This window comes from Telluria sp. GW821-FHT07G12 (assembly GCF_059418525.1).
Genome location: NZ_JBWKQA010000004.1, coordinates 502,464 through 514,046 on the forward strand (window position 1 = coordinate 502,464; position 11,583 = coordinate 514,046).

General features: G+C 60.8%; 12 protein-coding genes and 1 pseudogene. 12 read left to right on the forward strand and 1 reads right to left on the reverse strand.

Features of this window, described 5'->3' with window-relative positions; translation table 11 throughout:
- Positions 1-52 precede the first annotated feature (52 nt).
- Together AC07PE_RS18075 and AC07PE_RS18080 are read left to right on the forward strand one after the other, a co-directional pair.
- A complete protein-coding gene (locus AC07PE_RS18075) occupies positions 53-349 on the forward strand; it encodes a DUF3144 domain-containing protein (protein WP_498766928.1) in 297 nt (98 codons plus the stop codon).
- 92 nt (positions 350-441) lie between these two features.
- Positions 442-951 (forward strand): hypothetical protein, encoded by a 510-nt coding sequence (locus AC07PE_RS18080; RefSeq protein ID WP_498766930.1) that lies wholly within the window; start codon positions 442-444, stop codon positions 949-951.
- Between the two features lie 79 nt (positions 952-1,030).
- Here AC07PE_RS18080 and AC07PE_RS18085 read toward each other — a convergent pair whose 3' ends face one another.
- On the reverse strand, positions 1,031-1,219 hold the full coding sequence (locus AC07PE_RS18085) for a hypothetical protein (protein ID WP_498766932.1): 189 nt from the start codon (positions 1,217-1,219) through the stop codon (positions 1,031-1,033).
- Between the two features lie 272 nt (positions 1,220-1,491).
- Here AC07PE_RS18085 and AC07PE_RS18090 point away from each other — a divergent pair, with 272 nt between their 5' ends.
- The 10 genes and pseudogenes from AC07PE_RS18090 (at position 1,492) to AC07PE_RS18135 (ending at position 11,546) form a co-directional block, all read left to right on the forward strand.
- Complete coding sequence (locus AC07PE_RS18090; RefSeq protein ID WP_498766934.1) at positions 1,492-1,794, forward strand: hypothetical protein; 303 nt, start codon at positions 1,492-1,494, stop codon at positions 1,792-1,794.
- Between the two features lie 25 nt (positions 1,795-1,819).
- A complete protein-coding gene (locus AC07PE_RS18095) occupies positions 1,820-1,936 on the forward strand; it encodes a hypothetical protein (protein ID WP_498767136.1) in 117 nt (38 codons plus the stop codon).
- The gene (locus tag AC07PE_RS18100; protein WP_498766936.1) at positions 1,937-2,290 is read left to right on the forward strand and encodes a hypothetical protein; all 354 of its coding nucleotides are present in this window, start codon (positions 1,937-1,939) and stop codon (positions 2,288-2,290) included.
- Between the two features lie 471 nt (positions 2,291-2,761).
- Positions 2,762-2,973: pseudogene (locus tag AC07PE_RS18105) on the forward strand (TMEM175 family protein); the annotation flags it as partial.
- Between the two features lie 384 nt (positions 2,974-3,357).
- Positions 3,358-3,975, forward strand: a complete 618-nt coding sequence (locus AC07PE_RS18110; protein WP_498766938.1) for a TMEM175 family protein — start codon at positions 3,358-3,360, stop codon at positions 3,973-3,975.
- A gap of 138 nt (positions 3,976-4,113) precedes the next feature.
- Entirely contained in the window at positions 4,114-6,276 is a 2,163-nt protein-coding gene (locus AC07PE_RS18115) for a M3 family metallopeptidase (protein ID WP_498766940.1), read from the forward strand.
- 20 nt (positions 6,277-6,296) lie between these two features.
- Positions 6,297-8,432 (forward strand): M3 family metallopeptidase, encoded by a 2,136-nt coding sequence (locus AC07PE_RS18120; protein ID WP_498766942.1) that lies wholly within the window; start codon positions 6,297-6,299, stop codon positions 8,430-8,432.
- Between the two features lie 91 nt (positions 8,433-8,523).
- Positions 8,524-8,736, forward strand: a complete 213-nt coding sequence (locus tag AC07PE_RS18125) for a VF530 family protein (protein ID WP_498766944.1) — start codon at positions 8,524-8,526, stop codon at positions 8,734-8,736.
- A gap of 8 nt (positions 8,737-8,744) precedes the next feature.
- Positions 8,745-9,026, forward strand: coding sequence for a DUF4404 family protein (locus AC07PE_RS18130; protein ID WP_498766946.1), 282 nt, complete (start codon positions 8,745-8,747; stop codon positions 9,024-9,026).
- A gap of 207 nt (positions 9,027-9,233) precedes the next feature.
- Complete coding sequence (locus tag AC07PE_RS18135; RefSeq protein WP_498766948.1) at positions 9,234-11,546, forward strand: YgiQ family radical SAM protein; 2,313 nt, start codon at positions 9,234-9,236, stop codon at positions 11,544-11,546.
- Positions 11,547-11,583 lie beyond the last annotated feature (37 nt).

The following is an 11,583-nucleotide window of genomic DNA, read 5'->3' on the forward strand; positions in this document are numbered from 1 at the left end:
GGCGCAATGCATATGCTATAAAGTGGGTTTCTTGCCTCCACCATAGAACATCATGAGTAATCAAACTCCCGGCCCGGAATTCTGGAACCGTGTCAACGCTCTCATCAACGCCGCGAACGACCAGTCCGAAGCAGCCGACCCAAACGAAGTCTGCGCGTCCACCATGTACGCCGCTGCGCGCTTCAATGCCTTTATCGTCGCCAGGAGCACCGGAACTGCGGAGAACATGGCGGCGGAAAAAGAGCGGGCGCTGGAATATTTCACCGACCAGTTCCGCGCCATGATGGCGGAAAATCTCGACGATTTCATCGCGAACCTTGGGAAATACATTCCGCCGGACGGCCAGTAAATAAACCGGGTTTTATGCGGTTGGAATACGGCGCGCCTCCAGATCGATTGGTCATATAGTCGGCTCATCGATATCGAAAGGAGAGGATGCAGATGAGATTCCTGCTCGCCGTCTTTCTTGCCGTCTGCGCCGGCTGTGCCAGTGCAGCCGACAATCCCGTTCTGCGCACCGACACCCTGACGCTCGAATTCACGCCCGAATGGAAATTTACTCCGGGGCAGCAGCGTGCGGAAGGGCATGGTCCCCAGGGGGAATTCGTCATCATGAACTATCGCACCCTGTCACCGGGTGCGCCGGCAGACGCGGTCGCGAAGCATTGGCAGACCCTGAAGGGATTCGCCACCGAAAAAATGCCGGGTATCGCGACTTCTCACAAGCAGGAAGTACTTCGTCCGCTGACCGAAACAGCGCTTCCGGATGGGCGTGTGCAATTCTCGACGGTCTCAAAGGGCAAGAAGATGTTCAAGGATTACTACTTCCTGCAATATCTTCTCGGCTCCAACCGATCGATGGTGTACATGACCGTTGAGGGCTATGGCAATGCCGAGGAAGCGGCGCAGCGATTCGAGCGGATCCTGGCGACGCAGCAGTGGAACGAATAAAGGATCGAACCACGACGGGCTTCTGCGCGAACCTGGATAAACCGCTGCAAGCGATTGCCGTTGCAGCGTCATGTCGTGTTCAGATTACCGGCACATGCAACTGGTTGTCGTCCCCCAGGACCAGTCCCTGCCAGGTAGCCGGCTGGCCCGTTATTTCCCACGCCAGAATCTGCTGTGGCGTACGCCCCATTCCACCCAGCACGCCAGTCATCTGGCGCTTGTCGAGTTCCTTGGTGATGGCCAGGTCTTTGATCGTCAGCTTGTTCATGTCAGTCTCCTCAAGTGGTTGGCGATGCCAGGCATCGTGCCGGCACGAAGCTGCGATTGCAGGAAGCATGCCAGTGCGCGAATCGCGCCTGTTAGCGATAGAAGAAGAGTTGTAGAGCGCCAGGTGTTGGTTTTGCTGCGGCACTGATGTCGAGTGTGTTGGATATCGTCCAACACATTGCAAGTGGTTGCGGGAGCGCCGCCTCATCAATGGTTCGAGGGCTCGGGTAGGTGTTAGGATGTCCCTTCAGCTACTTGCATACTAAATAACTCATGGGCACCAAGTCATCCCCGCGCGATGCCGAACTGTATCAGCGAGTTGACGAGGTCCTGCATTACTTATGGGACCCAATCGGCGTAGCAGGTTCACCAATGGCAAGGGACGAGTATTACGCTTATTTGCCAAAAGTGTTCTCGCTGCTTTCCCAAGACGGTGATGTCGACGATGAAATTGCTGACTACTCGGTCCATGTCGCCACGGAGCGGATGGGGTTGCAGGAGACAAAAGCGCATGCGCTTGAAATCGTAGCGATACTTCAGGATTGGAAGCAGGCGCTCGCTGAGAAATACTCCTGACTTGCTGGCGCTCTGGCCGGTCTTCATGAGCTACGTGCTCAGCTTCATCTACGTCGGCATCTACTGGAACAAGCTTCAGCATGGAAGTTACTCATCAATAAGCATGAAATTCAAGGCTGCGCTAACTGAGGAGACACGTTAAATGGTCATATTCGAATCCGAAGATGAACTGTTGCGAGTACTGAGTAAGCATGACGATCTCGTTGAAAAGTGCGTTCATGGTGAGCTGGGCTTCTGGGATTTTTGCGAACAGTACAACGATTTTTATGCTTACTACGCACTCGACGGACATGAGTCCGATGAAGAAGAGATCGCGTTATTGGAGAAGTATGCTGATCGCATCGAACTTCATCGTGTTATCGCATGGGACATCTTAGGCAAAGTCTGTAGCGACGATGACGCAAAGCGCGATGTTTATCAGCAAGCTGGTAGATTCGGATCTGTTGAAGCGCTTGCTCGTTTGCGAATGCTAGTGGCATCGATCAACCAGAAATAAGCGCAAGGAAAACGTACGGATGGGTAGGCGCTCCCGGCTCAATTTTAAAAGAAGTGAAGCACATGTTCACTCCACCTCAATTTATTCGTGTTATATCGTCTCGAAGTGATGGGCTGACCGTCCGATATGACTTCGTTGTAGACAATAGCGACCTCACGAAAGTAGCAGAAGCACTAGTTGGGTCCCTTGATCAAGGGGTAACGCTTTTTGTGAACGACCACAGAAGGAAAGATTCCGAAGGAGGCTTAATTCTGGTGAAAGCGGCCGGGCGTGTGCAGCGCATGGTAGGTGGTCACGGGTATAGTTCGGACTGGAGTATAGTCAATGACGCTGAAGCGACTGCAGAGGTCGTATCTACACTTTCCGCTACCATGCAGGGCCCGCAGTTTGGCGGTGGACATTTCGAAACACGCTGCTAAAACGACCTATCAAGTTAAGCAAGCTTTTTCGAGCACGTAATAGGGGCAATCAGTGGGCAAAAACCGGCTAGAAGCCTCAGCGACGGCGTCATCGCCATCACCATCACCATCGTGGTGCTGGAACTCAAAGTCTCGCACAGTCCTGACGTCCGCGCCCTCCTGCCGCTGTGGCCCGTCTTCATGAGCTACGTGCTCAGCTTCATCTACGTCGGCATCTACTGGAACAAGCGCCAGTATGCAAGTTACGCATCAGCGCAAGCGAATGTCTGGGAGCACTAATGAATTTTAAAAGCAGTGTTTCAGCCTTTGCGATCGTCTCCTTGGTTGGATGCTCGGCTGACACTACATTCTCCATCACCAATCAATCTGGTCAGGTACTCCGAAATGTCACGATATCCGGGCCCAACTTCCAGCAAAGTATTGCTTCGATCCCTGCTGGAAAGACCACCACTTTTTCTGTTCATCCGAGAGGGCCATTGACTGGCGTTCCAATAGCGTTCAGTCTGGGAGAAAGAGGTTTTCCTATCTCGAGGATGTTTATTTTGAATACGATGACTGGGAAGTCGTGATTACTTTGGATCCAACAGGAAAGACATCGGTGAGCGATAACCAAGCTAGTTTGTTTACCCAACTGTTCGGACGATGGTAATGGGAAAAAACCGCCTAGAAGCCTTCAGCGACGGCGTCATCGCCATCATCATCACCATCATGGTGCTGGAACTCAAAGTCCCGCACGGCGCTGATTTCCGCGTGCTGATCCCGCTGTGGCCCGTCTTCATGAGCTACGTGCTCAGCTTCATCTACGTCGGCATCTACTGGAACAACCACCACCACATGCTGCACGCCGTGAAGGAAGTCAGCGGCGGCGTCCTGTGGGCCAACCTGCACCTGCTGTTCTGGCTGTCGCTGATTCCCTTCGTGACGGCCTGGATGGGCGAGAACCATTTCGAGACCGGACCGACCGCTGCCTACGGCTTCGTGCTGTTCATGTGCGCGGTGGCGTATTCGCTGCTGGTGCGCGGCCTGGTGCGCAACCATGACAAGAACACGACCCTGGCGGAAGCCGTCGGCGACGACCGCAAGGGCAAGATCTCGATCGTGCTCTACCTGGTTGGCGTGGGGCTGGCCTGGTTCGCCGCCTGGCTGGGCTTCCTGGTCTACGCGGCGGTGGCCGTGATGTGGCTGATCCCGGACCGTCGCATCGAAGAGAAGGTGGTCGAGGAAATCGAAGAGGAAGAGGCGGCCGCCGAGCGCGATCAGCAATGAGGTCCTGCGTTCTTATACATACGATGTATCAGCCATGTTTCCGATGTGACGACGCGGCCCCAAGCCTGCTATGATCTTCCGCGCCCTTGCTGCCGGGCTCGCTCCGGCAGTGTCCCTACAGTGTCCGTGAAAGATCGCATGAAACAGCCACTCCGCCTCATCGTTGCGGCAAGCATCGCGCTTGCCTATGCAGCGACCGCCACCGCCGCCGTTGCCACTCCCGCCGCCGCCGCTTCCGCTACTGTCCTCGACACCTCGAATCCTTTCGCCAGGGTCAGCACGCTGCCCTTCCACTACCCGGCCTTCGACAAGATCAAGGACGAGCACTTCAAGCCGGCCTTCGAAGTCGGCATGCGCGTGCACCTGCTGGAAGTCGAGGCGATCGCCAGCAACCGCAACGCGCCGACCTTCGAGAACACCATCGTCGCGATGGAGCGCGCGGGCCAGCTGCTGGCGCGCGTGTCGACCACCTTCTCGAATCTGCAGGGTGCGAACACCAACGACAACCTGGACGCGATCGACCGCGAGATGTCGCCCAAGCTGGCCGCCCATGCCGACGCGATCTACCTGAACGACAAGCTGTGGAAGCGCGTGAAGTCGCTGTACGATAAGCGCGACAGCCTGAAACTCGACGCCGAGGCCAGGCACCTGCTGGAACGCTACCACCGCGACTTCGTGCGCGCCGGCGCCAAGCTGTCGAGCGCCAACAAGGACAAGCTGAAGGCGTATAACGGCGAAATCGCCAGCCTGCAGTCGACCTTCGCCCAGAACGTGCTGAAGGAAGCGAATGCCTCGGCGCTGGTGGTCGACACCCGCGCGGAACTGGCCGGCCTGTCGGATGCCGAAATCGATGCCGCCGCCGCGGAAGCGAAGAAGCGCGGCCTGGAGGGCAAGTTCGTCCTCGTGCTGGGCAACACCACCGGCCAGGCGCCGCTGTCCTCGCTGACCAATCGCACGACGCGCGAGCGCCTGATGGCGGCATCGATGGCGCGCGGCAGCCGTGGCGGCGAATTCGACAGCCGCGAGCTGGTGCAGCGCCTGGCCAAGCTGCGCGCCGAGAAGGCGACCCTGCTGGGCTACCCGAACTTTGCCGCCTACTCGCTGGAAGTCGAAACCGCGAAGACGCCGGAAGCCGTCAACAAGCTGCTGGGCGAGCTGGCGCTGCCGGCCGTGAACAACGCCAGGCTCGAAGCAGCCGAGATCCAGAAGGTGATCGATGCGGAGAAGGGCGGCTTCCAGGTCGCGGCGCAGGACTGGGCCTTCTACACCGACAAGGTGCGCCAGCAGAAGTACGCCTTCGACGAGAGCCAGCTGAAGCCCTATTTTGAGCTGAACAACGTGGTGCTGAACGGCGTGTTCTTCGCCGCGAACAAGGAGTTCGGCCTCAGCTTCAAGGAGCGCAAGGACCTGCCGGTGTACGATCCGGACGTGCGCGTGTTCGACGTCTTCGACGCCGACGGCAAGCAGCTCGCGATCTTCATCATGGATTACTACGCGCGCCCGAACAAGCAGGGCGGCGCCTGGATGAACGAATACGTGACGCAGTCTTCGCTGCTGGGGAATCACCCGGTGGTGGCGAACCACCTGAACATCCCCAAGCCGCCCGCCGGCCAGCCGACCCTGCTGACCTATGACGAGGTGCGCACCGCCTTCCACGAATTCGGCCACGCGCTGCACGGCATGTTTTCGAACGTGAAGTACCCGACCTTTGGCGGCGCCAACACGCCGCGCGACTTCGTCGAGTATCCGTCCCAGGTCAACGAGATGTGGGCGACCTGGCCCGAAGTCCTCGCCAACTACGCAAAGCACTACCAGACCGGCGAACCGATGCCGCAGGCGCTGCTCGATAAAGTGCAGGCGTCCAAGAAGTTCAACATGGGCTACGTCACGACCGAATACCTGGCGGCCTCGCTGCTCGACCAGCGCTGGCACCAGCTGGCGCCGGGCCAGATCCCGACCGACGTGCTGGGCTTCGAAGCCAAGGCCCTGAAGGATGCGGGCGTGGACTTCGCGCCGGTGCCGCTGCGCTACCGCACGACCTATTTCTCGCACAGCTTCTCGCTCGGCTATTCGGCCGGTTACTACGCCTACCTGTGGAGCGAAAAGCTGGATGCCGACACGGTCGAGTGGTTCAAGGAGAACGGCGGCCTGCTGCGCAAGAACGGCGACCACTTCCGCCAGACCCTGTTGTCGCGTGGCGGTTCGGCCGATGCGATGGACCTGTTCCGCAACTTCCGCGGCCGCGATGCGAAGATCGAGCCGCTGCTGGAACGCCGCGGCCTGACCGGCGCCCAACAATAATCATCATACAGAGAGAGAACATGAAGCGTTCCCACATCCTGGCTGTCGCGGTTGCCGCGGCCGTCGCCGGCTTCGCGCATGCCGCACCATCCAGGCTGCCGGCATCGAATCCCTTCGCCAAGCCGAGCACCCTGCCGTTCCAGTACCCGGCCTTCGACAAGATCAAGAACGAGGACTTCGCGCCGGCCTTCGAGGAAGGCATGCGCCAGCAGTCGCTTGAAATCGACGCCATCGCCAACAGCAAGGCCGCGCCTACTTTTGAAAACACCGTCGTCGCGATGGAGCGTTCCGGCCAGCTGCTGAACCGTGTCTCGACCGCTTTCTCCAGCCTGGTCGGCGCCAACACCAACGACACCCTGAACGCGTTGGACAAGGAACTGGCGCCGAAGCTGGCCGCGCACAGCGACAAGATCCGCCTGAACGAAAAACTGTATAAACGGATCCGGACCCTGTACGACAAGCGCGACAAGCTGCACCTGGACGCCGAGTCGGCCTACCTGCTGCAGCGCTACCACACCGACTTCGTGCGCGCCGGCGCCCAGCTGTCCGCCAGCGACAAGATCAAGCTGAAAGCCTACAACGGCAAGATCGCCGCGCTGCAGACCCAGTTCAGCCAGAACGTGCTGAAGGAAGCGAATGCCTCGGCCCTGGTGGTCGACAGCCGCGAGGAGCTGGCCGGCATGTCGGACAAGGCGATCGACGTCGCCGCGGCGGAAGCGAAGAAGCGCGGCCTGGACGGCAAGTTCGTGATCCCGGTCGTGAACACCACCCAGCAGGCGCCGCTGTCCGTGCTGACCAATCGCGCGACCCGCGAAAAGCTGCTGGCGACCTCGCTGGCGCGCGGCAGCCATGGCGGCGACTTCGACAACCGCAACCTGGTGCTGGAGCTGACCAGGGCGCGCGCCGAGCGCGCAGCGCTGCTGGGTTATCCGAACCACGCGGCCTACATGCTGGAGGACCAGACCGCGAAGACAACCGGCGCCGTCAACAAGCTGCTGGCCGAATTTGCCAAACCGGCTGTGAACAACGCGAAGAAGGAAGCGGCCGACCTGCAGAAGGTGATCGACGCCGAGGACGCGAAGTCTGGCACACCGTTCCAGGCGACCGCCTACGACTGGAACTACTACACGGATAAAGTGCGCGCCCAGCGCTATGCCTTCGACCAGAATCAGCTGCGTCCCTACTTCGAGTACAACAGGGTCCTGATCGACGGTGTGTTCTTCGCCGCCACCAAGGAGTTCGGCATCACCTTCAAGGAGCGCAAGGACCTGCCGGTGTACGACCCGGACGTGCGCGTGTTCGACGTCTTCGACACCGACGGCAAGCAGCTGGCGATCTTCCTGCACGACCCGTATGCGCGTGCCAACAAGCGCGGCGGCGCCTGGATGAACGCCTACGTGGGCCAGAACACCCTGCTCGGCACCCACCCGGTGATCGCCAACCACCTGAACATCCCGAAGCCGGCGGCCGGCGAGCCGACCCTGCTGACCTACGACGAAGTGCGCACCATGTTCCACGAGTTCGGCCATGCGCTGCACGGCATGTTCTCGAACGTGAAGTACCCGCGCTTCTCGGGCACCCGCGTGCCGCGCGACTACGTCGAGTTCCCGTCGCAGGTCAACGAGATGTGGATGGACTGGCCGGAAGTGCTGGCCAATTATGCGAAGCACTACCAGACCGGCGCGCCGATGCCGAAAGAGCTGCTGGACAAGGTGCAGGCATCGAGCAAGTTCAACGAGGGCTACCGCACCACCGAGTACTTAGCGGCCTCGATGCTGGACCAGAGCTGGCACCAGCTGGGCCCGGACCAGATCCCGGCCGACGTGCTGGGCTTCGAAGCCAAGGCCCTGCATGACGCCGGCGTCGACTTCCCGCTGGTGCCGCCGCGCTACCGCACGACCTATTTCTCGCACGTGTTCTCGGGCGGCTACTCGGCCGGCTATTACGGCTACCTGTGGGCCGAGAAGCTGGACGCCGACACCGTCGAGTGGTTCAAGGAAAACGGCGGCCTGTCGCGCAAGAACGGCGACCGCTTCCGCCAGATGCTGCTGTCGCGCGGCGGCACCATGGATGCGATGGACATGTACCGCAACTTCCGCGGCCGCGATGCGAAGATCGAGCCGCTGCTGGAGCGCCGTGGCCTGACCGGCGAGTAAGCGTTCAATAGGGGGATGGGCCGCGCGCCCATCCTTCCCCTTCAGATATAAACTTCCATTCAACATCCCCTATACGGCATCCCCCTCTGCAATGAGTGTTCAAGCATTACACGGTATTACTTTAGAATCGGTCCTAACCCGCCTGGTCGAGCATTACGGCTGGGACGGGCTCGGCCGCCGCATCGAGATCAACTGTTTCATCAAGGACCCCAGCATCAAGTCGAGCCTGAAGTTCCTACGCAAGATGCCCTGGGCCCGCGAACAGGTCGAGAAGCTGTACCTGGAGACCAAGTTCACCACATGAGGGAAGACATGTTGAACGATAACGAAGACACCCTGAAAGCGCACCTCAAGACCCTGCATCGCCACCTCGAGGATGCGGGCGAGGTCGACGATGAGCTGGAAATGCTGCTGCGCCAGCTCGACGGCGACATCAAGCACGTGCTCGAGAAGCGCGCCGACGACCCGGACGCCAATACCTACGGCCTGGCCTCGCGCAGCCAGGAAATCACGGCCCGTTTCGCGGCCCGCCACCCGACCCTGGAGCCGGCGCTGCGCCAGCTTGGAAACATCCTCAACAACATGGGCATCTAAGAGCGCCGAACAAAGCCCCCATGGCGGCGTTGCATCGTCTCGCCGTACTAGCGTACTGTCTTCGACGATGCGCCTTGCCCTGCGGGCTTTGTTAGGCGCTCTAAAACAACATTTCATCCGCAATGGATGAGCCAAGTTGTTGAAAATTAAGCCAATTTTGGAAGGGGATGGAGCTGGCCGAACGCTTTTCCTGTAAAATGCCGGCCAATGAACTCCCCCGCCAATCTTTTCGCGAACGTTGCCAAACGTTCCAGCCGCGCTCCCGCCGCTCCCTTCCTGCCCATGTCCCGCGCCGAGATGGACAAGCTGGGCTGGGATTCGTGCGACATCATCCTGATCACGGGTGACGCCTACATCGACCACCCGAGCTTCGGGATGGCGCTGGTCGGCCGCCTGCTAGAAGCGCAGGGTTATCGCGTCGGCATCATCAGCCAGCCGGACTGGACCTCCGTGGAACCCTTCCGCGCGCTCGGCAAGCCCAACCTGTACTGGGGCATTACCGCCGGCAACATGGACTCGATGGTCAACCGCTACACGGCCGACCGCAAGATCCGCTCGGATGACGCCTATACGCCGAATGCCGAGCCGAACAAGCGCCCGGACCGCGCCGTGACGGTGTATTGCCAGCGCGCCCGCGAAGCTTTCCCGGGCGTGCCGGTCATCGCCGGCTCGATCGAGGCCTCGCTGCGCCGCATCGCGCACTACGATTACTGGTCGGACAAGGTGCGCCGCTCGGTGCTGTTCGAATCGAAGGCGGACCTGGTCATCTTCGGCAACGCCGAGCGGGCGCTGGTGGATGTGACGCGCCGCATCGCGGCCGGGGAGAACATCAAGAGCATCCGCGACCTGCGCGGCACTGCCTTCCTGGTGCCGCACGGCTGGCTGCCGGACGAAGAGTGGTCAGTGCACAACTCGACCCGCGTCGACGTGCCGGGCCGCGTCGATCCGCACCCGAACCCCTACGCGATGGCGCAGGAGGACACGAAAGCCTGCGCCACCGAGAACGCGCAGCCGGAGCCGGAAGTCAAACCGATCGTCATCATGACGCGCGAGCAGAGACAAGCCGCCGCCCGCGAAAAAGCGCGGAAAACCGTGGTGCGCCTGCCTTCTTTTGAAACCGTCAGCGAAGACCCGGTGATGTACGCGCACGCCTCGCGCGTGTTCCACCTGGAGTCGAACCCGGGCAATGCGCGCGCGCTGGTGCAGCAGCACGGCGACCGCGACGTCTGGCTGAACCCGCCGCCGCTGCCGCTGGCGATGGACGAGATGGATGGCGTCTACGACCTGGCCTACGCGCGTGCGCCGCACCCGAGCTACGGCAAGGCGCACATTCCGGCCTGGGAGATGATCCGCTACTCGGTGAACATCATGCGCGGCTGCTTCGGCGGCTGCACCTTCTGCTCGATCACCGAGCACGAAGGCCGCATCATCCAGAGCCGTTCGGAGCCGTCGATCCTGCGCGAGATCGAGCTGATTCGCGACACGACCAAGAACTTCGCCGGCACCATTACCGACCTGGGCGGCCCGACGGCGAACATGTACCGCCTGGCTTGCAAGGACAAGAAGGTCGAGGAAACCTGCCGCCGTCTGTCCTGCGTCTACCCGACCATCTGCTCCAACCTTGGCACCGACCACAGCAAGCTGATTTCGCTGTACCGCAAGGCGCGCGCGATCCCGGGCATCAAGAAGATCCTGATCGGTTCCGGCCTGCGCTACGACCTGGCCGTGCGCTCGCCCGAGTACGTGAAGGAACTCGTCACCCACCACGTGGGCGGCCTGCTCAAAATCGCGCCGGAGCACACGGAAGAGGGCACGCTGTCGAAGATGATGAAGCCGGGTATCGGCGCCTACGACGAGTTCAAGGCGCTGTTCGACAAGTACTCGAAGGAGGCGGGCAAGAAGCAGTACCTGATCCCCTACTTCATCGCAGCCCACCCGGGGTCGACCGACGAGGACATGCTGAACCTGGCCTTGTGGCTGAAGAAGAACAACTTCCACCTCGACCAGGTGCAGACCTTCACGCCGACGCCGATGGCGATGGCCACCACCATGTACCACACGGCCAAGAACCCGCTGGCCAAGGTGACGGACGAGTCGGAAGAGGTCCTGACCGCCAAGAGCGGCAAGCAGCGCAAGCTGCACAAAGCCTTCCTGCGCTACTACGATCCGGAAAACTGGCCGGTGCTGCGCGAGGGCCTCAAGCGCATGGGCCGCGGTGACCTGATCGGCAATGGCGAACGCCACCTGGTGCCGCCGCCCGGCAGCGAGCTGGAAGCCACGCCGCGCAGCGAGCGCAAGAACATGCCGCTGGTGGCCGAGGCACGCAGCGCGGCGCCGAAGGGCCGCGTGATCGAAGTGGCGACGCGCCGCAATGCCCGAGGAGCGAACGGCGGTGGCGGCAAGGGCCGCAACGAGCCGGCGCCCTTCATGGCGCCGCCGTCGAAAACCAAGCCGGGCATCCTGTCGACCATCAAGGCCAAGCCAAATACGGCCAAGCCGAAGACGGCGGGGCGGAAGTAAAAGCAAACCGGGGCACGACCCCGGTTTTTTTACGCCC

What these genes read in the sequence shown, in the direction of transcription:
- AC07PE_RS18115 (WP_498766940.1), top strand. Translation starts at nt 4,114, where the DNA reads ATGAAACAGCCACTCCGCCTCATCGTTGCGGCAAGCATCGCGCTTGCC.
- AC07PE_RS18125 (WP_498766944.1), top strand. Translation starts at nt 8,524, where the DNA reads ATGAGTGTTCAAGCATTACACGGTATTACTTTAGAATCGGTCCTAACC.
- AC07PE_RS18090 (WP_498766934.1), top strand. Translation starts at nt 1,492, where the DNA reads ATGGGCACCAAGTCATCCCCGCGCGATGCCGAACTGTATCAGCGAGTT.
- AC07PE_RS18120 (WP_498766942.1), top strand. Translation starts at nt 6,297, where the DNA reads ATGAAGCGTTCCCACATCCTGGCTGTCGCGGTTGCCGCGGCCGTCGCC.
- AC07PE_RS18110 (WP_498766938.1), top strand. Translation starts at nt 3,358, where the DNA reads ATGGGAAAAAACCGCCTAGAAGCCTTCAGCGACGGCGTCATCGCCATC.
- AC07PE_RS18130 (WP_498766946.1), top strand. Translation starts at nt 8,745, where the DNA reads ATGTTGAACGATAACGAAGACACCCTGAAAGCGCACCTCAAGACCCTG.
- AC07PE_RS18100 (WP_498766936.1), top strand. Translation starts at nt 1,937, where the DNA reads ATGGTCATATTCGAATCCGAAGATGAACTGTTGCGAGTACTGAGTAAG.
- AC07PE_RS18135 (WP_498766948.1), top strand. Translation starts at nt 9,234, where the DNA reads ATGAACTCCCCCGCCAATCTTTTCGCGAACGTTGCCAAACGTTCCAGC.
- AC07PE_RS18085 (WP_498766932.1), bottom strand. Translation starts at nt 1,219, where the DNA reads ATGAACAAGCTGACGATCAAAGACCTGGCCATCACCAAGGAACTCGAC.
- AC07PE_RS18095 (WP_498767136.1), top strand. Translation starts at nt 1,820, where the DNA reads ATGAGCTACGTGCTCAGCTTCATCTACGTCGGCATCTACTGGAACAAG.
- AC07PE_RS18080 (WP_498766930.1), top strand. Translation starts at nt 442, where the DNA reads ATGAGATTCCTGCTCGCCGTCTTTCTTGCCGTCTGCGCCGGCTGTGCC.
- AC07PE_RS18075 (WP_498766928.1), top strand. Translation starts at nt 53, where the DNA reads ATGAGTAATCAAACTCCCGGCCCGGAATTCTGGAACCGTGTCAACGCT.